This is a genomic window from Cupriavidus sp. GW822-FHT03E04 (genome assembly GCF_058801495.1).
In genome coordinates this window covers 1-21,311 of record NZ_JBXANI010000036.1, presented here as the reverse complement: position 1 = coordinate 21,311, position 21,311 = coordinate 1, and the positions used below count along the sequence as shown (strand labels likewise).

Below are 21,311 nucleotides of genomic sequence, written 5' to 3'. Positions count from 1 at the left end.
TTATGGGTTCACCTCACTGCGCAAGTCTGCGCAAGCCCGCAAGAGCCGCTCGATATCGTGATCCGTGTGCCCGGCGTTTAGCGTCAACCGGACCAGGGAGTGGCGCTTTGGCGTGGCCGGGGCACAAAAAACCGCGCCGAACACCCCGCGGCGCTGCAGGGCGTCGCGTAGCCGCAGCGTATTGCGCTCGGTGCCACTCTCCAGCGCGATAATCTGCTCGGTGCCTTCGGAGAGCGCGTATCCGAGGCGAGTCAGTTCACTGCGGACATAACGGGCCATCTGGTGAAGCCGCGTACGCCGCGCATGCGCCGTGGAAATGAAGGGCAATGCGGCGTCTAACCAGGCGATCTCGTGTGCCAGCAGGCCCGAGCTGAAGATGGCGGGGCGAGACTCGCATGCGAAATACTCTTTGAACTCGCTCGAACACGAGATGAAGCCGGCCCTGCCGGCAAAGGCTTTCGCAAGCGATGCGGTGCGGAAGTGCACTCGTTCGGCCAGGCCCAGCTCGCAAACCACTCCGCGGCCGCCGGGGCCGTGCGTACCGAGGGAATGGGATTCGTCGACCACCAGGATCGAGCCCGTTGCTTCGGCCAACTCGACGAGCGCTGGAAGCGGTGCAGCACTCCCGCTGGTGCTGTAGACCGAGTCGACGGCGATGACTCCGGCACCGTGTTTGGCAATTCGCGATCGCGCGTGCTGAACGTTGTTGTGCAGGAAGGGAACGAACCGGGCCCCAGCTGCTAGCGCGCCTTCGCGCAGCGAGGCGTGCGCGTGCATGTCCAGATACACGGGGATATCGGGGGCAGCGAGGGATTGGAGCAAACCAACGTTGGCCGCCCAGCCGGATTGGCAGATTACGCCATCTTCGGCGCCGATGAAGTGGGCAAGGCGGCGCTCGAAGGCGTGCTGAGGCGAGTCGCGATGCAGGAAGGCCGACGACATGAGCAGCTCGCGCTTGTTGTTGAGCAAGACTTGGGCTTGCTGTCGCCGCAGGGCGGACTCGTCTAGCAAGCTGAGATAGTCGTTGCTCGAAAAATGCACGGCATCCGGCGGGGGTGTCATGTCGCGGAGTGGATGCGATCCACCCCATGCGTTCTGCAAGCGGTCCACGTAGTACTCGCGCAGGCGCCGCGCGACAAAATCCGGGAGGCGGTGCCGGGCGCGACGGCGTTGCGCACCGCGTAGCCGGTGATCCAGATTTGTCATGGTGGGGTTGATTGCTGCTGTGGCAGCCATTGGAAATGCCGGCAAGCCGGGAATCCGGTACATCCAAGGAAGCGGCGGCCGGAGTCCTTCATGACTCGGCCGATCAGTAGGCCGCCGGCACAGCTGGGGCAAGGCGAGCCGGCGACGGCAGGCACCGGCGCCGCCGCGGTTGCCGGCGGAGGCTTCGCAGCCTGGCGGGCTGGCCCAGGCAGGTCCTGACGAGCGGTCTTTCCCTGCACGTCTGCTGGCCGCAAGCCCGGCTTGCCGCCTTCATCCGGCTGGGTGTGGTTGCAAGCTGGAAAGCCGCTGCAGCCCCAGAAGGGGCCTCGAGAGCTGGTGCGCTGTCGCATGGGCTTGCGGCAATGGGGGCAGGGATAAACAGGGCCGGCCGTTGACGCCGAGGCGGCGCGACGTGGTCCAGGCCGGCAGTCGACGTCCGGCAGCGTCGCGCTGCAGTCCGGGTAGCCTGAGCACCCCCAGAACGGCCCCTTGGCGCTCCTGAGCGATCGCATGGGCTTACCACATGCAGGACAGGGCGCGGCGTTATGTGGCGTGGCGCGAGGCGAGTCCAGGCGTTGTGGCGCTGTGCGTGCGCCCGACTTCAAGCGAGCGATGAGCTCGGACAACCAGGTGCTAAGCTCCCCCTCAAAGACCGCAAGCGCCAGGGTGCCTGCTTCCACCTGCATCAGGCGGTCTTCCCACTCGGCAGTGAGCACCGGATCGGCCAACTGCGGCGCGTTGGCCTCGATGAGCGTGATCAGGGCCTCGCCTCGTGGCGTGGGCAAGACCTGTTTCTTCTCCGTGGCCAGGTAGTCGCGCTTGAACAGGTTTTCGATGATGGCCGCACGAGTGGCGTCGGTACCGATCCCTGCCTTCTCCTTGTTGCGCATGATCTTGCGCAACCGTTCATCCTCGATCTCCTTGTCGATCGATTCCATGGCGGCGATCAAGGTGCCTTCGGTGTAACGCCGGGGCGGCTTGGTCTTCCTGCCGGCGGCGTCGCAGTTAAGGTTACGGGCGGCATCGCCGGTTTGCGCTGGCGGGAGGGCTGCGACATCCTCTGCCGGCGGAGCGTCCTTGGTATTCGGCTTGTCCTGGTCCTCGGGAAAGGCACGCTTCCAGCCTGGCACTTGTGGCGTCTTGCCGGAAACACGAAACCGCTCGCCGGCGCAGACTACCTCGATCACCGTCTTGTGGAAATGAAAGTCCCCGAGGAACTGCGCCAGGTAGCGCCGCACGATCATGTCGTAGATCGTCTGCTCGGATTTCGACATATTGTCGACCGAAACCCGAGGATTGAGAGACGGGATGATTGCGTGGTGGGCGGTGATTTTGCGGTCATTGAAGGCTCGTGAGGTGCTGCTCTGATCGGCGCAAGCCAGCAGGCTGGCCAGGTCAGGCCGTGCGGCCCGGATGCCCTGCAGAACCGTAGCCGTTTCTGCGAGCATGGAGCTAGGCAGGTACTCGCAGTCCGTGCGTGGGTAAGTGGTCGCTTTGTGTTTCTCGTACAGCGCCTGGCAGGCGTCCAGGACAGTCTGTGCTTTTATGCCATAGCGGGCAGAGGCCTCTCGCTGCAGACTGGCGAGGCTGAATAGCCGGGGCGGTGCTTCGCGCTCCGGCCCGGCCTCGACATGATCGACTCGACCGATTTGACCTCTAACCTTGTCCGCGACGGACTTGGCGGTCGCCGCCTGCACCACGTGGCCATCCGGGTCGAGCAGCGTCGACGCCGGGCGCCAGGCCATCGGCACCACGACGCCGGCGAGCTCGAAGCTCGCCTGCAGCTCATAGTAGGTCTTCGGCACGAAGGTGCGGATCGCCCGCTCACGGCGCACCACCAGGGCCAGCACGGGCGTCTGTACGCGCCCGAAATGCAATGTCCCTCCTTTGCCGCCAGTGCCAAAGCCGGTGGTGAGCATCATGGTTACGTTCATGCCGGCGAGCCAGTCGGCGCGCGAGCGACCAAGCCCCGCGGCGTACATCGGCGCCGTCTTGGCGCCCGGGAGCAGTTTGCCGAGTGCCTTGCGCACAGACGCATCGTCGAAGGCAGATAGCCACAGCCTGGAGACAGGGCCCCGGTAGCCGGCGGCCTGCATCATCTCCCGGGCAATGACCTCACCCTCGCGATCCGCGTCGGTGGCGATCACCAGTTCGGACGCTTGCTTGAGCAGGCGAATGACGACGCCGTACTGCGCCTTCACCGCTGGTTTGACCTCCAACCGCCACTGCGCGGGGATGACCGGCAGCAGCTCGGGATCCCAGCGAGCCAAGCGTGGCTCGTACGCTTCCGGCTTGGCTTGTTCGAGCAGGTGGCCGATGCAATAGGTGACCGTTACGCTGTCACCCGTGAAGCATCCGTTGTCGCGCTTGCGCGCACCGACGTGTCGGGCTATCTCGGCGGCCTGGGACGGTTTTTCACAGAGAAACAGTTTCATAGCAGCGATCCTCAATGTAGTACTTTAAAAGTGCGGTAAGCTGCATGTTATGTACTGCAAAGTTGGAGACCGAGAATGACGATTCGACGCGCCTATTGCCTGGAACTTGGGGAATCCATCACCGCTGATCAAGCACGTCGGGAATATCTGTCGCTCGAGCCACGGCCGGAGCGACTCAATTTTCTCTGCGACCACCCTCCCTGCCGCGCCGCAGAAATCAGAGTTACCGGCGTGGCGTATAAGCAAGTAGCTCGGGAGAGCAGGAAGCACGTGGCCGCCCACTTTCGAGAGTGGGACAAGCATCTTCCCGGATGCCCGGAGGTGTCTGGAGACAACGACGTAGGGAGCGGCAGCGCTGGCGATGACGCGCGCAATCGGAAGCGCACAGCTCGGCAGAAGCTGACCGACTTTGTTGACGTCTTTGATCCCAGGCTGAAGACAGAGGAGCTCCGCACTCGCTCCACAACAACGGAACCCGCGACGCCAGAGACAGGAAGCAGGAAGCGCCAGCACACCGGCATGCCGGACGATGAGAATGGCGCGAGTCGAACAACCACTCGCTATCTCGACAAACTCGTTGACACATACTTGGAAGCGAGATCGATTCTGACGGACGAAGAGTTCTGGTCCTTGGAACTTGCGATTACTGGGGAAGGACGGGTCAAACTTGGCCGCTACTTCCGGCATATCGGTCGGTGGGACCCAAAAAGCCCGGCAAGCGTCCTGCACGGTGGCGCGACGATATTCCGTCGGTATGGGAAGGGCTTCAAATTGAAGTTTATTGACTATATCGATGGCAAGCCAGTCTTTCTCTACATTGCGCCAGAGCTGATGGAGGCATACCAATATCGTCGCTACTTGCTCGACATTGTTGAAATGGCGGAGCAGGCGAAATACGTTCGCGTTTTCGCTCTCGGTACGGTGGAGCTGGCACCGAGCGGAAAATCGATGAATGTGGTTGTAAAGGATCTCCGTCACTTGACGCTGATCCTCCCCGAGGCCAAGGAAAAAGATGACAGCCCGAAGGCCGCGAGCACGGATGTCGCAACGTAGTGGGCATCGACTTCGTCGAAGACATGCAGTTCTGGGTCCGTCTCTGCAAGGAGGCCATTCTTCAGCGCAGGTAAAGCTGTCCTCATGTCAGGGATGATCGTGATACAGACGTCGTTTCTTGTTCCATAGATGTCGAGAGCCACGCAAGCGGAAGCCCCGGCGCGATATGGCCACCACCTGATTTCTCTCGCCTGCCCGGCGGTTGCCTTTAGGCCTTCGAGGAATAGGTCGAGTGATGATTGCAGCGCTGGATTGATCACCAGTGGACCGGCAGGGGGCATCCGAAAAGCGAACGTCATGCCGCACTCGTATATGGCAGCCTTCGATACATGGTGGTTTGCTCGATGCCGCGGAACGCGTGTATCAGCAAGGAGTCGGACATTTGCGCGGGCCGGACAGTGATCGCTTGCCTCGGTGTCCGATCCTCCGCCATCTTGATAGATGTCACGTATCGCTCCTATGCCCTGAGATCCGAGGCGATGGTGCCGTCCGGCGCATAGTTGACGGTCCGGTTTCCAATGTCGTGGGCGGCATCCCGCGCCAGTTCCTGCAGCAGCCGGTTGGGGACGACCAGGTCCAGGTCGGCAAGCTTGGCGGCGTAATACAGGAGATCCGTGTACCGGGTTACATGCCGATCCAGTAGGTTGCTATACAGATACTCGTCCTCAGCATCCGGGGGCAGATCCGTGTAGCTCACCACCAGGAAGTGTCGTTGCAGGGGACGGTCCCATCCCATTAGGATGCAGACTGGGCGCCCATGATGGATCGATTGATAGAAATGCTGGCTCATGGAAGGGGTTCCAGATGTCAGTGTGCGGTCGTGCCAGGATCGGAGTCCAGTGGAGCCGCCGCGGCGAACTCGATGCTGAAGGAAACTGTCCAGTGGCTTCGAGCGCGCCAAACAGCGGCAGGTGCTTTCAGGAATCGATGCAGCATGGTCGGGGCGGGTTCGGCCGAGACACCTGGCGCAGCGGCCGCACGGCTTAGTCGAACGGACGGTCGTCGTGTTGGTCGTGCGCGGGCGTGTTGTCGGCGGCATCTGATCGGCGCTTGGCCCGCATCTCGATGTGCTCCACGCGGTTCAGATTCAGAAAAAGGCTGTCTGCATTGACCTGGAGCGCATAGCGCATCTCGCCGCTGTCACGGTCTTCGAACTTACCAACGGTCAGGCGCCCCTGGACGGTGATGCGCATACCTTTGCGCAGGAGCTTCATGACTTGATCGCGCAGGCCATCACGCCAGATCGAGACCGAGTACCACTCCTGCTTGGCTTCGTCTGCGACGTACTCGGTCTCACCATCACGCTCGACGGGCTTGTATTCGTCGCACAGCATGCGCAGGCGAACGACAGGGCCGTAGGTTGTGTTCTCCAGCGACGGGTTGTCGCCCATATTGCCAGTGACTTCAATGATGTTGGACATTGTCAAATTCTCCGTGAGATGAGCGATCACTGATGCGGTGGCGTTGCGGGGCGTCGATGCTCACAGCAGTCGCTCCGTGCCGGCCCCACTCTTGTTGGCTTGCAGTGTCCGGAGTTGTGCACGCAAGGCGCGTTCGGAATGGTTCAATTGCTCGGCCTGCAGACCCGCGCGGTTGAACCAATGGCGCATGGTCGGTTGCAGGCGGCGGATCAATTTCAGGGCGCGATCGGCCGTCAGATGCTTGTGATCGGAAGCGCGCCACCGCAATGTCACGCCATAGCCCTTGCGGGTGTACGTTTCGAGATAGCAGGGGCGACCTTCGACAGCCTTGGTCTTGATCGATAGGTCCTTCATCTTTCCGTGGATGGAGTCGAGTTGTTCCATGATGTCGCGTTGCCAGCGCATGTCGCCGTGTGCCCGGTAAATATCGTTGAAAGATAACGGCGCACGCTTTGCGAATCCACCTAAAACCTGCGGCTTAACGTGCAGGTTTATTGTTGACATAGCGTGCGCCGCGTGAGCCCGCTCAGAGGCCGTGGCAGTGAGCGCGAGCGGCACGTGTGGTGTCTCCCGGCTGCCGCCGACATCGCTATGCAGCAACGCTGCTCCGCAAGGACCAGGCGTGTGGTTAGGCTACGGCTGCTAGCGATAAGGATCTTTGGTTTGTCGTTCGCCATCGCAACTTTCAGTTATATGGAACTGCGATGACGGACCTGCTTTGTCGCGAGGAAACGGAGCGGCGGCATGAAGCCAAGGCTGGCGCGGAGCGCGGATAGGACGTCGGCAGCGAACGTGCCGCCTGCCAGCGCCTTCATGCGGTCAAGCGTGGATCGCATCGCTGTGAAGAGGCTCGTGTCGAGCGTCGCCATGACGATCGGGCAGGCAGGCGTGGCGCTGCCATTGCAAGCGGCGCGGGAGAAGCGCATTCGGCCTGGGCTGGCCGATGTGTGCGCCGCAGAGTTCAACGCGCTGCCCCTTACCCTTAAAGCCCTTTGTGCAACACACTTGTTGACAGAATGCAGGCTCACAGCAGCGGCTCCTCATCGTCTGGCGCAGTCTCCGCTGTCAGCGACACGTTCTGGAGCACATCCCGCTGGGCAGGCGTCAGTCCGACACGGCGCTTTGTATGGCGGGGCAGGATCTCGCCGGTGAAGACCTCCCGCTTCACTTCCCCGAGCAGTAGCGTTGCGGCACGCACGCGTTTACACGCAGCATCATCCAGGTCGCTCCAGTCTGCTCGGCACAGGCCTTTGAGCCGGTCGTCCATCAGCTTGCGCTGTGCGGGGATCAACTGTTCGAAGATGGACCGGACCCGACTGGACAACTTGTAGAGGCTTTCCCGGCCTTCCTTGTCGTTGATCCGGGATTTGGCGGTCAGCGTTTTGATCAGCCTGGCGTAGAAGTCGAAGTCAAGGATCAGCTCGGCGACCATGTAGCCGTAGGGAGATCGAAAGCCCAGCTCCACGTCGATGGGCTTGCGGGATCGCATGACGGACAGCTTCAAGCCCCGTTGCTGGCTTTGTTCCAGCAGCCGATTCCTGGCGGCAATCTCGGTTTCCAGCGTGCGGCGCAGGCTGTCAATGCGTTCGGTGGTAGCGATCAGGAGTTGGTCGGCGTAAGGGTTGTCGCTGGCGGATAGCATCCAGATGGCTCGGAGCACTGCGCCGACCTTCTTGCCCGAGATCTCGCCGTTGGTGCGGCTATCGTCGCCAGAGCGGCCGATGAACAGACGGTACGCCTCCCGGGTGTGGAGCGACATGGTGTCGGTTTCTTCGCCGATCAATGTGCCGATCTGGTTCATGCCGACGGCCTCGTTGTCCGGTACGACTTCCTCGGCATAGTCGCGCAGTCTGCGGCGTGTGCGCTGGCGCTGCAATTGGTCGAGCCGAGAGCAGTACTCGACGAATCGCGAGTACAACGGATCGTCCATGTCTGGGTCGTCGGCTTCAATCAGGTGTTTCAGGGTTTCGGCTTCGGCATGGATGTCGTAGCCATCGGCGAAGGGGGAGTCCTTCGACACGGGGTGCGGCACTGACAGCATCTTGGTGGTGCGTGTAGCCATGGGGTGTCTCCGTCAGGCGATGAGTCGGTGGAAATCGGGGGGCAGGACGGCGGTGTCCAGTTTTAGCGTCTGCATGGCTAGCACGATCGCGCGGGCATTGAGGTGGTAGCTCCACGTCGCCTCGCGGGTCACGGTGAGCAGCCCTCTGGATTCAAGGCGCTTGGCGGCCTTGAACACGGTCATTCGGCAGATCCACCTGGCGAGGTCTGCCTCGATGGTCCGCGTGGATCGACGCAGCGGCGCCCGGTGGGCGCCCTCTCGGATAAGGTAGGCGAGGAGTGTGGCTTGCCCCGAGACCTTGACCAGTCGCAGCATCTCGGTGAAGAGCGGTCCGCTCAGCCCATCGTCGGGCTCCGGCAGCAGCGGCCGCAGCGAAGGGGCGACAGGCAATTGCCGGAGGGCTTGCTCCATCTGGTTGAAGGCTTCGATGTACTTCACCTTCCATTGCAGAGCTTCCTTCCCAGTGAATCCCATTGCGAGAAGGGCAAAGCCATCTCGGGTCATGAGGAAGGTTGGCATTCGACGAGTTGATCCGTTCGCTCCGGCCACGTCGCGGAACACCTCCTTAAAATTCAGGCGAAACGACTCCGGAAGATCAACGAGCGTATTACGTATTGCTTGGACGACGTTGTCATGCCGTCGCCCAAAATGCTCGGCCACAGCCAGCGAAGTGGTGGTAATGGCGCCATTTGCGACAGAAATCCTAGGTTTTGTCGGTAGCATCGGGTTGCTCTCCTTTTGCTAATGTGGTAGGCGAAAATGCGGTTCCACTGTCAACAGTGTTGACAGTGGAACCTTCGGTTGCTGGGGGTAAAACTGGTCCGGTGAGGTCGGGGTATTGCTCACTTCCACTGTCAACACTGTTGAACATGAATGGGTTGCCCTGGGTGGATCCGTTGCTCTTCATCCACCGCTTGATGGTGGCGAAATTTCTGCGCCCCTCTGCCTTCGACGTCTCCGTCGGTATGCCGGCGCCTGCGCTTGGCGTCGCCGGCCGCATGGCTGCCTCACGGGCCGCCTTCACGCGAATGCCCTGGCTGGGAATAAAGACGCCGCGCCTGGCTTTCTCGGCAAGCCTCGCAAGATAGGCCAGCGGATTGCGCACTGTCTGCTTGCGGCGGTCGCCGGTGAGCTCGTCCAGGATCGATTGCGCGACGGCCGCAGCAAGGCCTTGCAGCAACTCCGCTGCGGCCTGGTGTTCTGCCGCGAGCAAACAGTCGGGATAGGCCAGGGCCTTGGGGTTCAACGTCTTTGCCAATGCACCACCACCACTAATCGGGGACGCATCGAGGGGCGATCGGCTCTCGTTTAGCACTGTGGTTTGGTGGTGGTTATTTGAAGGTTTACTCGCGTTAACTAGGAGTTCTGACGTTTCCGCACAACTGGATGTGCGCTTTCGACAAGAGTTGTTGTGCGTTTCCGTCAAAACTTGTTGTGCGTTTTCGTCAGGAGTTGTTGTGCGGTTTTGACAGGAGTGGCTGTGCGAAAACGTCAGAACTTGTTGTGCGCTTTCGTCATGAGTGACGCGCTTGACTGCGCGTTTTTCAGCTAACGCCTTGTTGTGCGTTTTCGTCAGAAGTGGCGCGATGGGTGTCTGCTCGGCCAGCAGTGCGCACACCCGTGCAAGGTCCAGCCGGATCAGCTGGCGGCCATGGAGCTTCGTATCGCGCTTGCAGTGGAGCAGGGCTAGTGCTTCGAGGTGATCGCGAGCAGTGCGAAACTGGCTCTCGCTCAACGCCAGGCGGTCCAGGCGCAGATCTGCGGTCTCGATAAATCCATCGGCTCGCAGATCGCCTCGTTTGACGGCCTGCCGCGTCGCGTTGACCAGGCGTGACAGGTATATGCCGCCCACCGCGCCGCCAGCTAGCGTGGCCAGCGGGGCGTAGCAGCTGTGGGCGGCACCCAGGAGCAACCGCATGGCTTGTTCGTTCCAGGTCCAGGTGTTCTCCGTACCCATGCCTGCCACGTATCGGTGCAGATGGGCCGCCAGGTCATCGAGGCTCAGTCGGTAGTGCAGGCGGCAAGGCATCCCCAGGCGCGTTTCTTGAAGCAAACCGAGGGATAGCAGCTGGCGGCGCGCCGAGGCTTGTTCGCGCGCGGTGAGGCCGGTGGCATCGGCCCATTCCTCACGGGTCTTCCAGAACCAGCCATCGCGCTCGGGTGCACGCGTGGAGAGGTCCCGCGTCACGTAGAGCGCGTGGCCCAGCAGCAGCGCCGCCTTGGGGCTACCGGTGACGGTGGCCAGCGTTGGAAAGTAGGTGACGAAGCGATGGCCAAGGATGGCCATCAGTTGGGACAGGCCGTGCGCACCCTGCATGCGGGCGCTGGCAAAGGCATCGGGCCGCAGTTGGGCGGTCATTACAGGCCGGACTAGCTACGTGGCCCGCGCTGAGCGGTATGCGCAGCGATGCGCTCCCACAGTCGCGTGGCGTCGACGCGATAGATGGGCACCGGCGGCTGGCCGCGTGTCGCCTCGGCTAACAGGCTCAGGCGCGTCAAGGCACGGCGCGCAGTCTGTTGCTCGAAGCGGTTCAGGCCGGTATCGGCTTGCCATTCATCTGGACTGCAACGGAACCAGCCGTTGGCGTCCGCCCGGGTCTCCGAGAGCATCACGGCATGGCTGAGCATGAGTGCGGCCAGGATGCTCTGGGTGATGTCGACGAAGACCCGGTGGAAGGTGACAGGTGGCTGCAAGACTTCGAGAATGACGGAAGACGTGAAGGGGGTAGCGTCGGTTTGTATCAGCGCGTCGGCGGCATCGAACAGGTCGCCTGAGGGGCCGGATGTGGGTAGGCGGCTCATTCGACTTGCTCCTGGGAAGGGAGCCGGACCCGACCGAGTTCCGGGTGTTCGACCACGAAGGCGGCCATCTTCAGATAAGCCAGGGTCGGTGCGCGCTCGCAGGCTGCAAATGCCTCGGTCAGGGTGGCTGCCGAGCCGCTGAGCAGGGGACACGCGCTCGCGCCCCCCAGCACGCCGTCGAAGGCGGGATGGGCACGCTCCCACCGGAAAGGCAGGGCGGGGTCGATCGTGTATTCCGATTGAATCACGCTGGCTTCGTGGCCGTCGATGCTGGCCTTCCACGTCCTGTGATCCGCGGTGTGCCATACAGCGTTGCCGGCCACGCGGGTCTCGACGCGCGCCTCGAGTGCGGCCTGGCAAGCGGCTTCCACCGTGGGCGCTCCGCCGCGAGCGCGCAAGTAGTTGTTCTCGTCGATCTTCTTCCACAATTCCCAATAGAACCCAACGCTGGGGTCGTGATAGTTGCGGCGCACGGTTAAATGGATGCCGCTGTCCTCGTCGTGGCGAGAGAGAGAGTCTCCAGACGCGGAGCCCACGTGGCCCTGCCATGGGTGGCCGTCCACGATGACAAGCGGGGAGTCGTCGTGCTGATAGCCTTCTGCGCGAGGCAAGCCGTTGACGAAGGGAAGGTACTCGCGCTTGCTCATGGTTGTTCTCCTGCTTCGTTGACGACGGCGTACAGCGTTTCGAGGGAGTAGGCGCGGAATTGCTGGTGGAGCTTGCGGTAGCGCACCCGCAGGTCGGTGTTCTCGCGCAGGGCGGCCCACGATCTGTGGATCTCCTCGCGAGTGTCCGCGTCAGGCAGGCTGGGGCGTCCGACACGGCGTTCGCTGGCGTAGCTGGCGCGGTAGCCATCGATCATGTCGCGGCTGAGCGTGAAGAAGCGGCGCAGCATGGCGATGGAGGCGCGGTTGGCGACGAAGTAGAACAACAGCTCTTCCTGTTCCGCGCGAGCGCGCAGGGTACTGAAGGCAAGGTCGAGTCCATCGGGGTCGACCAGGACGCCGATGACCGGCTGCTCCATCTGGCCAAGGCGCACGATATCGGCGGACTGGAGGGCGCGTAGCCGATCAATCTGGGCCGGGTCCAGGCCCGCCTGGACGAGCGGGGCCAGGTTCCCGCGTTCAAGGTGCTCCATCAATTGCAGGATGACCATGACCCGCAGATTGGGGCTGGAGATCTGGATCAGGCTCATGGAGTCACTCCTGTTTTAGCGTGCTGGGTGAGGGGGTGGAATTCGTGGAAGGCTTGGATGGTCAGGAACAGCGCCTTGCGCACTAGTGGTCCGGCTCGGTAGAGCAGGGCGGGATCCATCTGGCCGAGGACGACGCTGGTGTCGGCGAGAATGCGGGCGCGGAGTGCCTCACCAGCGAGGGTGGGCCAGATGAGACCCTCCGGCATGCGCCGTGCGATCTCAGGATCGAGCTGGCCGGAGAGGCTGACCAGGAAGTGCCAGACCAGAGGGCGATCGGGGTCGTCGGCGCTCCCTCCAAAGGTCTTGTCCTTGGGCAGGTCGATGAAGAAGCCATAGGGTGCGGCCTCGACCTCATGGAAGCAGTGGCCAATGGGGGCGAGCCGCGCCAGCTCGTTGAGCCTGGACATGAAAGAGGCGCGGGCCTTGGCGTAGACCTGGTCGGGAGTGACGGCGATGCCGCCTGGGGTCTGCATGGCGCTGGGCGGGGGCACGGCGGACCCCGGTGGCAAGGACGTCGTCTCGATGGGCTCGCTTGGTGTTCCAGGCGTTCCGGGCGTGGCGGGTGCATTGGAGCCGTACGCCGGGTCGATGGCGTGCTCACCGGGCATCAGCGGATCAATCCAGTCCGGGGGATTGGTGTCGGGCTGGATGGGGGCGTCGGCGGGGCTGGAGGATGTGGTCGCGGACGCGGGCGCGGGCGCGGTCTCGCGACCGTGGGCCTGCAATTCACCCAGGGTCATCTCCGGGAATTGCTCAATCAGGCGCAGCATGGTGGCCATGCGCTCGGGATCCACGCCGAGCCAAGGGGCGAGCCGTGCCGCGGAGAGATAGAGCAGTTGATTGACATTCACAGGCGTGCCGGCTTCAAGCCCGGCGACCAGATCCTGCTGCGCGGGGATAAAGACCTCCGGGACGAATGTGTTTTCATCAGCAACAAAGCGGGAAGCCAGGCGCTTCTGTAGGGCGAAGCCGGGCTGGATCTGGCGCACCGACAAGCTGGTGAGGTGGGGGCCGAGGGATATCAGCGTTTGGGTTGCGAAGATGTACTGGCTAAGCGTGGTGCGATTGGTGGGTAAGCCGATACTCTTCAAATGGCTTTCCAGGTCACGCAGTGAGATGTTTGCGCCGGTGTCCACCTGCAGGGCATCACGCAGGTTCAGGATGCCGATAGCCTTGTCCCAGAAGGACATTTCTCCCCTGACGTCGTTCTCGATCAGGTGGCTGGCCAGCACGTCGCTCTCGCTTTTCCACGTGCGGTAGATACACATCACCGTCCCAAAGCGCGGATCCTCGGTTTCGAGCCACAACTCCTGTAGCGCGCGCAGCCGAGTGTTGCCACCCTTGCCCAGCATGTAGCGCAGCGTATTGGGGCGGCGGGTCACGATCAGCGGATTCTCCAGGCCCTTGGCCCGGATAGATGCCTTGATGTTCTCGTACTCGGGGTTCGGCGTGGTGCGTGGATTCCGGTCGTAGAAGTCGATCTCCATCACCGGGAGGTCGATGGTGCTCGCATCCGTCATGGCATACGGCGACAGCCCGGTCACGGCTGCCGGCGGATTGGGAACCTGCAGGCTGTCATGGACCATGGTCTTGAGGCGCTGGCGCACGTCGTCCTTGGAGACGGCCTTGAGGCCTTGCTTCTCGGCCAGATCGACGGCGCTCAAGCTGCGTGGCACGGGAATAGCCTTAGCCTTGCTCATGGCCACTCTCCACGGTAGCCGGGGCGGCCGGTACAGCATCGGTATCATTGGCCGCAAAGCCGCCGGCGTAGACGTCCTTGAGGCTGGGTATGAGCTCCCAGACCAGCTCGTGCATCACCTGGGAGGCACTTTTCATGGCGCCTGGATGCCGGGTCTCATGGCGATGGACGGGGATACGCTTGGTGGAGGCCTCGGTGTAGGCCTTGGCTAGAGGGACTGGGGTATTGAGCAGGGTGACGCGCCCGCCCATGGGGATGAAGTCCTCTCGCAGGGCCTGGGCGACATGCTTGGCATCAGCCGTGCGGCTTTGCTTGTAGAGCACAGCCCTGACAGGCCCCAGGCGGAAGCCGAACTCGGGGCCGACTTCCAGGCGCTCGAGCAATTCCATGGTGCCGGTGGTGAACTCGCGAGCGGCGAGCGTCTCGGGGACCACGGGCAGAATGATCTGGGAGGCGGCCAGAGCGGCGTTGTTCTGGAGGTGCCCGGCAGCGCCCTGGGTATCGATGATGACGACGTCGTAGTTGTCATCGGACATGATGGGGGAGGCGAGCGCACGGGACAGGCGGAACATGCCGTCGGCCCGGGTGGCGAGCTTGTGCTGGATGGCACCTTCCGGGTCATCGCTGAGGATGATGTCCAGGCCGTCGATCTCGGTGTGGGAGATGCATTCCTGGGTGATGGCCCCGTGGTCGATGACGTAGGTCAGGCCTTTGGGGGCCTGGTGGCAGAGGGGGTAGTACTTGGAGAGTGAGGGCTGGATGTCGGCGTCGATGAGGAGGACGCGCAGGCCCATATCGGCGAGCAGACCGCCGAGGGAGGCGGCGAGGGTGGTCTTGCCGACCCCGCCTTTGGTGGACAACATGCAGAACTTGATCATTTTCTAGCGCTCCGGAAGTGGAAACTTCGGGCGGCGGAAGATGTCGGGCAAAAAACAGAAAAGCCCGCATCACTGCGGGCTAGTTTTACGATACAATCCGGGTCCCCCCGATTTGGGGCTCAAGTCAGCGAGGCCTCGGGACTGTTAATCCGTAGGTCCCTGGTTCGAGCCCAGGTCGGGGAGCCAAAAAGCGGGAGTAGCTCAGTTGGTAGAGCGCAACCTTGCCAAGGTTGAGGTCGCGAGTTCGAGCCTCGTCTCCCGCTCCAGACATGATGTCCACGGACTTCCATCGAAGTCCGCTGGTTTTTGCAAAAAGGGGCTTCGGCCCCTTTTTGCATTCCATCTGCCGCTACGGCACTATGTTTCCAGGGCCAAGGCGATGGCTTTCGTCCATACGCCAATGGCAAAGGCGCCAGGGTCCACGTCCCGAGCGCTCGTTCTCACTTCATCGTCGTATTGAGCTCCTATGTCCTAGCTGAAGCTGAATAAGCTTCGGGTTCTTCGTGCGCTCTCGCGACGGTTGGTCGAAGAGGTCGGGTTAGTGCCTGACAAACAATCCCTACGCGTGAATGACGGTCTGTTGAGCGGCTTCGATTTGCACCGCATATGTTCGGAGCAAATCGGTGTCGTCATACTGGACTACGCCTGACTGGCTTCGAGGTAGCGGACTGGCAGATTTGCCGCGGACTTGGGAAGGTCTTGCTGACGGGGCAGGCGTCACCACGTCACGCGATAGAGGGCTTCAACGCGGGCGTCATCGACCGGTTCATACGGAAAGACGATCGCGAGGCAATTCGGCACGTCGTGGACTATGTTCGCGAGCTTGAGCGCAAGGTGATGGCATCCGTCGGTGATGCGGCGTTGAGCATCTTGCAGCGGCAATCGCTTCCTTTCCTCGGGAATCCGGCGTTGCTAGCGCTGCTCGACGATGTGACGCGCGACGCCGAGGCCGTCTGGGTCACCGTCAGTCTGACGCCGCCAGGGATTGCCGCGATCGATAAGGCAGGGCGCACGAAGCGCTGGCTCGTCATGGATGACAAGGCTAGAGTGTCCCAACTGGAGGTGGCCCGGGAGGCGGGTGTACCCGAGCCTTTCATGAAGGCAATCCAACGCGGAACACATTTGCCATTCTTCCTCGGCGCGCGGAATGCTGGGGGATACTACGAACATGGCCTGGACTGGTCAGAGGGCTTGCACAAAGTCATCGCCGCCGACATCGCAGGGTTCAAGGTCGCGGAACTTCCAAGATGCTTCCCGGTTTGACAGAGGCATTTCCGGAGTTGGAGTCGACGCGCGGACGCCTGAAGGCGTCGGGACTTCGCCTTAGTTATGCGTCACCCGTCTGCTCACGCTTCATCAGTCACGAGTGTGGCTCGATGACCCGGAGCGCTCGATCGGCGGAATCGCAATTCAGTCCGCCATACGCCGCGTTGCCCACGGTCGTAAGGCCGGGCGTGGTAGCGAGTGCGTATTTTGGTCCTTTTGGCTCGGCGTCGTGGTTGCTGGTCGAGCACGAAGAGCGGGCTGACCTGGAGGCCGTGCTGGTCGGGCATGCGAAGTTGCACGTCTTGCTTGATACGCGGTACATGGCGGCGGCGTCCGCCTATTTCGGGAACCAGCGACTGACGGAGCGAGAGGCGCAGGCTTTGTCTTTGACTGCGAACGGAAAGTCTAGCCGGGAGATCGGCGAGAAGTTGGGAATTTCAGCGCGGACCGCCGATCACTACATCGATGAGGCTCGCCGAAAGCTCGGTGCGCAGAGCCGCGCCGAAGCCGTGTTCCTGGCGATGCGATCGGGATTGTTTCGTGTGGAACCTTGGAGCCGCTAGCAAAAGGTGCTACGCCGAGTTTCGGGATAGGGGAGCCGAGGTGATCGGGGTGACTGTGTAGTTCAGGGATCGGTCTGACGGCTGAGTTCGGCCAGGAGCAGCCCTTCAGGTATGCTCTCGTCGAGCACCGCCCGCTCCTCTTCAACTCACCGCTACGCCACCAGAGTACCCATGCGACCCGAACTGCGCGAACCCGTTGACCAAAACAAGTTCCGGCAACTGCTGCCGCTGACCGAGGCTGTGTTTCACCTGCATGAGAGCGGACGTGGGTACGTAGGGGAGTTGAAGCAGATTTCCCGATTGCTTGGTCGCGTGGTCGGTCAAATAGATGTTCTCGGTGCGTTCGGTTCTACTGGTGCTGACGGATTTGCGAGACGGCTGGCAATAGACTGGCATAACGTTCCAATGGACCTTTCGGAGCCGGAGCTTCTGGAGTTGCTTGATGCAATCTGCGAAGTTCGCGGAAACCAAGAGTTTCATGAATACTGGGTCCGATGTCTCGTGCTCAACACTGGCGACGACCGAATTTCGGACCTCATCTTCTGGCCCGGAGAATACTTCGGCGTCGGGTACGATGGGCGCGAGCTTACTTCGGCTGAAATACTTGAGGTCGCGCTCCGCAAGCGGCGTACAGAATGAAGCCAGTGACAACCTTCGGCTGCCGGCGGCCAGGTGGTCGACAGAGCATCGTCAGGGTGGCTGAATTTCATGAGGGAACCCTACCTCATTAACGTCCGTTTCTGAGACGGGCGGCTGGCCGCTAAGGGTTGCCGAAGCTTGGCGCTGAGTCGGGGCGATCGAGCGCTGCCGGCGACGAATTTCCGGATTCGGCTGCGGATTCAACCGGTCAACGCAACAGCTTGATGGAATCGTTCAGCCGGTGTATCGAAGTTTGGTGTCTTTCGGCGGCGCTCATTGTGCGTCCCGCTCGACGAAGGTCGGCACAATTGCGCGGAGGACGATTCCGCTAAAATCCACGAAGATAATTACACAAAGGAGATTTACTACAATGAGGGTGTCCGTTTTTTTGCTGAATCGCGCAGTATTGTCGAGCCTTATTGCCTTGCTGATTGGCGGATGCGCAACGCATCTCCCCGCACCACCGCTGGTCATTCCCACCGCCGAAGCCACGTATGTCAAGGTCATTCCAGCACCACAGATCGTAAGGATCTACATGACGCCTATCGTTATCGCTGGGGTAGCGGGGGAAGTAGCCAATCAGAACGTGTCAGACCGGTCGGTGGCGCTCTATGACGCCATTCGGGATGATCCTCGCACGCAAGCGTTGCAGACCCGATTCCGGGATCGGGTGATCCAGGAAGCGAAAGCGCGCGGACTGACGTTGCTGAATGGCGACGGACTTCCGAACGCAACGTCAGCAAAATCGGATCAGATTATCTATCTGAAGGGCTTCGAGATTCTGTATCAGGCGAAGACGATCGCGCACAACTATTCGCCCCTGGCGGCGACGTTTATTGAGTCTTCGCGCGATCCTATTATTCCAGCCGGCCAGACGCGTCTTCTCAGGGTCGCGAGGGTGCAGATTGACGATCGGGAGCATTCTTTCGCCACCGCGGCTGCCGTTGTCGAGAACCGCGGAACTTCACTGGAAGGTATTGAGATGGCGGTCGACGCGTTGGCGATGAAGGTAGCCGCGGAATTGTACGCTGCAAAACAACCATAGACTTCGGCTCGGAGAAGGCCTCGGGCAATGTGAAGGATGGGTGCGGGGCATTTCTGACCACTAAAAATATGGACGACGCAAGTCAGAGTGGAATTTAGCCGACTCCATACTTGACTGGCCGCTCCGGCCATTCGACGTTGCCCCAGTGACGATTTGTCGAAATCGACGTTATCTACGTCCAAAGAGTGGTAAGCGGCCAGATGCCGCAATGGCAAAAAGGACCGCCCACAAACGGCCGCCTGCTCAAAGATACTTCTTAAAGAACTTCCACTGCGTCCTCGCCAGGATCCCGATGGTCATGGCGATAGGAAACAACACCCACCGCACATCAAGCTGATACGGTAGACAGACGAAAACGAGGACCGAGGTGGCGCCCAGACTTAACTGGGCATATTTCGCGCGATGGTACAAGCCGGACGATTCGCGCCCAGCGCTGGCGCGTCGGATCGAGCGTTCCACGAGACCATCGGTCATGCCGCACCAGAAGGCCAGCAGAAGCACCGGCCAGCCGGTCAGCAGTAGCATCAGGCGGCTTCCGAAGGTCGTCACGGCCAGCGCTGCGATCCACATTTCCTCGAGCCACGGCCGCAGCAATCTCTCGCCGATTGTGGCGTCGGTCCCACTATTGGCAATGTTGTGGGTAAGGCGGGAGAGGATGTCGTGTAGCTGGGTGACCTGGAAGAACAGCCAGTAGGCGAAGTCCGCAGATTGTTGTACCAACCAGGTGGCCCTTGAGGGGGCCCCGAGCAGGGTGGTCGCTTCCATCGAATGGCGGTAAATCTGGTAGGCGCTTTCCGCCGGGTCGGTCCAGAGATAGTGGGCGGCCAGCAGGAAGGTCGCCACGCAGATGGCGCATAGCACGCCATAGATGTACAGGATTTTCCAGAGCACCTTGAGCGGCCAGACGAAGACGTGGATGACCTTGAGTTCGTGGAATTCGTAGCGGGAGCTCATAGCCAGCCTCCCGGCACGGTGAGGGTCTCGGCCTCGGCCGCGCTGTCATAGCGGGCCTTCATGTCGGCGGCGATCACCTCGAGCGATGCTGGCAAGGCCAGATCGGTAGCGTCCGCCTTGGGGTCGAACAGCGGCAGGCGCAGCTTGTAGAGCCTGCCGCCCTCGATCAGCGCAAAGGCCTGGCCCTTGGGGAGCTTGACCAGATCGGCCGGGGTCAGCATTGGCACGCGCTGGGTGGAAATGCGGTCCTCGCTGCGGGAGCCGAATTCTTCAAAATCTCGTGGGTCGTTGGTGTCCGATGCGGCGCTGGCCAGCATGGTTGAAGCGACGGAAACCTCAGGCAGTTGGTTGGTCAGAATCTCGGCTGTTTCGTTATTCTTGACTCGCAGCATGATGAGTGTGTTCAGGTTGCCGCCGATTTGCCCAGCCTTGGCGCGGTTGCCGATCTTGGCTTCGACGTCCGACCAGGTCTGGGTGTAGACCGTGACCTGGAAGCCGGCGCCGCCGGCCTTGTTGAGCAGCGGGATGAACTCGTCGCCGATCAATTCGTTGAACTCGTCTGCGTGAACCACGATGCGGCGTTTGCCTTCTGCGGTACTTTGGCCAAAGCCGGCGCCAAACTTGTAGAGTTGGCCGGCGATGGAGGTGAGATCGGCAAACATGGCGTTGCCGATAGCCGAGCCGACTTCAAAGTCAGAGAGCGAGTCCAGGCCGACGTAGACGATGCCCCCGCGGTTGATGACCGACATCCAGTCGAAAATCGGGCGTGGATCGCCGGTGGCTTCGTAGTCGGGGGAGATGAGCTCGGCGATCTTTCCGGTGGTGAGCTTTTCCAGGAACGGATACAGAGAGGCCACCAGCTTTTCAAAGTAGCCGCGCTCTTTGGCCACCAGCCCGGCCAAAGCGTTGGCCACCGGGTCGAACCATGCCTGCGCATTGATGAAATCGATAAGCAGCAGCAGGTCCAGCGCATGCTGGGTCTTTTGCGCTTCCTTGGTCTTGGTCTTGCGGCGGTCCTCATCGCTCGCATACTCTTCGAATGCACTTCTCCAGTTGGGCTGAGTCGTGTACAGCCAGTGCTCGATATACGCCTGTGCCAGCGCATCGATATTGGTGGCGTGCTGATAGATCAGCGCATAGCTGGGCCTGTGGCCCAGGCCATTGAGTGCGCGTGCGATGACATTGACGAAGAGCCAGACAAATTGGCGAAAGGCGGCGGATTGTCCTTCGCTGGGCAGTGGCCCTGCTGTTCGGGTGGCCACCTCGGTGATGCGGCTGAAGCTGCCGACTGGGTTGTAGCGCGCCGAAATGTCAGGGTAGCCCAGGTGGAAGAAATGGAAATCTCTCTCTCGCCCGGCGCGGCGCGCTTCGGCGTACATGCGCCGTAACAGGTCGGCATCGCCCTTGGGGTCAAAGACGATGACGACGTCGCCGCGGCGGATATCCTGGCAGATCAGAACTTCGGCCAGCCGGGTCTTGCCGACGCGGGTGGTGCCGAGCACAAGCGTATGGCCATTGCGCTCGGCCAGATCCATCACGACGATGTCTTCGTCAGGTTCGACACCGTGGAGGGTGGGATCGCCTCCTACGCCGCCCCATTCGCCGCGTCCACGTGCCACGTATTTCTGGTTGGCGGGATCCCGGGCCTGCAGCAGGCGCTGCGAGTGGCGCTGGTCCCACGCAAAGCCCCGGCCGAGGAAGAGGAAGGTATCGGAGACCGGTACGTCCGCTGCGGCGATGACGTACTTCGGCAGCCGCTTCAAGTTGCGGTGAAAACGCACGATCCGGTAGCCCTGATGCAGGCGCCACGCGGCAAGCGTGTAGAAGCCCAACATGCCTGTCCATGCTACTGGAGGCGGCGTCATGAACCAATGCGGGGCGGTGAGTAGCGCCGTGCCAGCCATGGCGGCCGTGGCGGCCGAGATAAGCTCGACAGGGGGACGGAATAGATTCTCGATGGGATACGCCATATCCAGTCTCCAACGTCAGACAGGGGTAGCTCAGGAGGAGGGGCCCAGGTTGAGGGTGATGTCCTCGCGGTAAGTGAGGTGGCAGTTCACTGGTGGGACGGGATTAACGAAGCGCTCGGGCTG

21 protein-coding genes and 2 tRNA genes are annotated in these 21,311 nt (G+C 61.6%); 7 read left to right on the top strand and 16 right to left on the bottom strand.

Annotated elements, in window-relative coordinates; translation table 11 throughout:
- Together cqsA and AC1RQC_RS35600 are read right to left on the bottom strand one after the other, a co-directional pair.
- Window positions 1–1,206, bottom strand: a complete 1,206-nt coding sequence (gene cqsA, locus AC1RQC_RS35605) for an alpha-hydroxyketone-type quorum-sensing autoinducer synthase (RefSeq protein WP_492886160.1) — start codon at window positions 1,204–1,206, stop codon at window positions 1–3.
- Window positions 1,203–3,641: a DNA topoisomerase 3 gene (locus AC1RQC_RS35600; protein WP_492886158.1), complete on the bottom strand. Its 2,439-nt coding sequence runs from the start codon at window positions 3,639–3,641 to the stop codon at window positions 1,203–1,205. Before AC1RQC_RS35600 ends, cqsA begins: the two co-directional genes overlap by 4 nt.
- A gap of 75 nt (window positions 3,642–3,716) precedes the next feature.
- Between AC1RQC_RS35600 and AC1RQC_RS35595 the strand changes: the two genes are divergently transcribed.
- Window positions 3,717–4,694 (top strand): hypothetical protein, encoded by a 978-nt coding sequence (locus AC1RQC_RS35595; RefSeq protein ID WP_492886156.1) that lies wholly within the window; start codon window positions 3,717–3,719, stop codon window positions 4,692–4,694.
- A gap of 457 nt (window positions 4,695–5,151) precedes the next feature.
- Here the strand turns inward: AC1RQC_RS35595 and AC1RQC_RS35590 are convergent, their stop codons facing one another.
- The 12 genes from AC1RQC_RS35590 to AC1RQC_RS35535 all read right to left on the bottom strand — a co-directional run bounded on the left by AC1RQC_RS35590 (window position 5,152) and on the right by AC1RQC_RS35535 (window position 14,751).
- A complete protein-coding gene (locus tag AC1RQC_RS35590) occupies window positions 5,152–5,484 on the bottom strand; it encodes a hypothetical protein (RefSeq protein ID WP_492886154.1) in 333 nt (110 codons plus the stop codon).
- A gap of 193 nt (window positions 5,485–5,677) precedes the next feature.
- Window positions 5,678–6,115 carry a single-stranded DNA-binding protein gene (ssb, locus tag AC1RQC_RS35585; RefSeq protein ID WP_492886153.1) on the bottom strand — a complete coding sequence of 146 codons (438 nt, stop codon included), beginning with the start codon at window positions 6,113–6,115 and terminating at the stop codon, window positions 5,678–5,680.
- 60 nt (window positions 6,116–6,175) lie between these two features.
- The gene (locus tag AC1RQC_RS35580) at window positions 6,176–6,715 is read right to left on the bottom strand and encodes a hypothetical protein (RefSeq protein ID WP_492886151.1); all 540 of its coding nucleotides are present in this window, start codon (window positions 6,713–6,715) and stop codon (window positions 6,176–6,178) included.
- A gap of 89 nt (window positions 6,716–6,804) precedes the next feature.
- Entirely contained in the window at window positions 6,805–7,041 is a 237-nt protein-coding gene (locus AC1RQC_RS35575; RefSeq protein ID WP_492886150.1) for a hypothetical protein, read from the bottom strand.
- A gap of 98 nt (window positions 7,042–7,139) precedes the next feature.
- A complete protein-coding gene (locus AC1RQC_RS35570; RefSeq protein WP_492886148.1) occupies window positions 7,140–8,177 on the bottom strand; it encodes a PFL_4669 family integrating conjugative element protein in 1,038 nt (345 codons plus the stop codon).
- A gap of 12 nt (window positions 8,178–8,189) precedes the next feature.
- Window positions 8,190–8,900, bottom strand: a complete 711-nt coding sequence (locus tag AC1RQC_RS35565) for a Rha family transcriptional regulator (RefSeq protein ID WP_492886146.1) — start codon at window positions 8,898–8,900, stop codon at window positions 8,190–8,192.
- On the bottom strand, window positions 8,881–10,536 hold the full coding sequence (locus AC1RQC_RS35560) for a hypothetical protein (protein ID WP_492886144.1): 1,656 nt from the start codon (window positions 10,534–10,536) through the stop codon (window positions 8,881–8,883). Before AC1RQC_RS35560 ends, AC1RQC_RS35565 begins: the two co-directional genes overlap by 20 nt.
- Window positions 10,537–10,547: 11 nt before the next feature.
- Window positions 10,548–10,979, bottom strand: a complete 432-nt coding sequence (locus AC1RQC_RS35555; protein WP_492886142.1) for a hypothetical protein — start codon at window positions 10,977–10,979, stop codon at window positions 10,548–10,550.
- Window positions 10,976–11,626 carry a hypothetical protein gene (locus tag AC1RQC_RS35550; protein ID WP_492886140.1) on the bottom strand — a complete coding sequence of 217 codons (651 nt, stop codon included), beginning with the start codon at window positions 11,624–11,626 and terminating at the stop codon, window positions 10,976–10,978. Before AC1RQC_RS35550 ends, AC1RQC_RS35555 begins: the two co-directional genes overlap by 4 nt.
- Entirely contained in the window at window positions 11,623–12,174 is a 552-nt protein-coding gene (locus tag AC1RQC_RS35545) for an STY4526/YPO1902 family pathogenicity island replication protein (protein WP_492886138.1), read from the bottom strand. Before AC1RQC_RS35545 ends, AC1RQC_RS35550 begins: the two co-directional genes overlap by 4 nt.
- Window positions 12,171–13,874: a ParB family protein gene (locus tag AC1RQC_RS35540; RefSeq protein ID WP_492886136.1), complete on the bottom strand. Its 1,704-nt coding sequence runs from the start codon at window positions 13,872–13,874 to the stop codon at window positions 12,171–12,173. The genes AC1RQC_RS35545 and AC1RQC_RS35540 overlap by 4 nt, the downstream gene beginning before the upstream one ends.
- On the bottom strand, window positions 13,861–14,751 hold the full coding sequence (locus tag AC1RQC_RS35535) for a ParA family protein (RefSeq protein ID WP_492886134.1): 891 nt from the start codon (window positions 14,749–14,751) through the stop codon (window positions 13,861–13,863). The genes AC1RQC_RS35540 and AC1RQC_RS35535 overlap by 14 nt, the downstream gene beginning before the upstream one ends.
- A 104-nt stretch (window positions 14,752–14,855) precedes the next feature.
- Between AC1RQC_RS35535 and AC1RQC_RS35530 the strand changes: the two genes are divergently transcribed.
- The 6 genes from AC1RQC_RS35530 (at window position 14,856) to AC1RQC_RS35505 (ending at window position 18,264) form a co-directional block, all read left to right on the top strand.
- A tRNA-Asn gene (locus AC1RQC_RS35530) sits at window positions 14,856–14,937 on the top strand.
- 4 nt (window positions 14,938–14,941) lie between these two features.
- A tRNA-Gly gene (locus AC1RQC_RS35525) sits at window positions 14,942–15,017 on the top strand.
- 433 nt (window positions 15,018–15,450) lie between these two features.
- A complete protein-coding gene (locus tag AC1RQC_RS35520) occupies window positions 15,451–16,014 on the top strand; it encodes a hypothetical protein (RefSeq protein ID WP_492886132.1) in 564 nt (187 codons plus the stop codon).
- Window positions 16,015–16,250: 236 nt separating this feature from the next.
- Window positions 16,251–16,580 (top strand): response regulator transcription factor, encoded by a 330-nt coding sequence (locus AC1RQC_RS35515; protein WP_492886130.1) that lies wholly within the window; start codon window positions 16,251–16,253, stop codon window positions 16,578–16,580.
- 171 nt (window positions 16,581–16,751) lie between these two features.
- A complete protein-coding gene (locus tag AC1RQC_RS35510) occupies window positions 16,752–17,219 on the top strand; it encodes a bacteriocin immunity protein (protein WP_492886128.1) in 468 nt (155 codons plus the stop codon).
- A gap of 370 nt (window positions 17,220–17,589) precedes the next feature.
- The gene (locus AC1RQC_RS35505; protein WP_492886127.1) at window positions 17,590–18,264 is read left to right on the top strand and encodes a hypothetical protein; all 675 of its coding nucleotides are present in this window, start codon (window positions 17,590–17,592) and stop codon (window positions 18,262–18,264) included.
- 243 nt (window positions 18,265–18,507) lie between these two features.
- Here AC1RQC_RS35505 and AC1RQC_RS35500 read toward each other — a convergent pair whose 3' ends face one another.
- Together AC1RQC_RS35500 and traD are read right to left on the bottom strand one after the other, a co-directional pair.
- Complete coding sequence (locus AC1RQC_RS35500) at window positions 18,508–19,218, bottom strand: IncC plasmid conjugative DNA transfer DtrJ family protein (protein ID WP_492886125.1); 711 nt, start codon at window positions 19,216–19,218, stop codon at window positions 18,508–18,510.
- Window positions 19,215–21,188, bottom strand: a complete 1,974-nt coding sequence (gene traD, locus AC1RQC_RS35495) for a type IV conjugative transfer system coupling protein TraD (RefSeq protein ID WP_492886123.1) — start codon at window positions 21,186–21,188, stop codon at window positions 19,215–19,217. The genes AC1RQC_RS35500 and traD overlap by 4 nt, the downstream gene beginning before the upstream one ends.
- Window positions 21,189–21,311 lie beyond the last annotated feature (123 nt).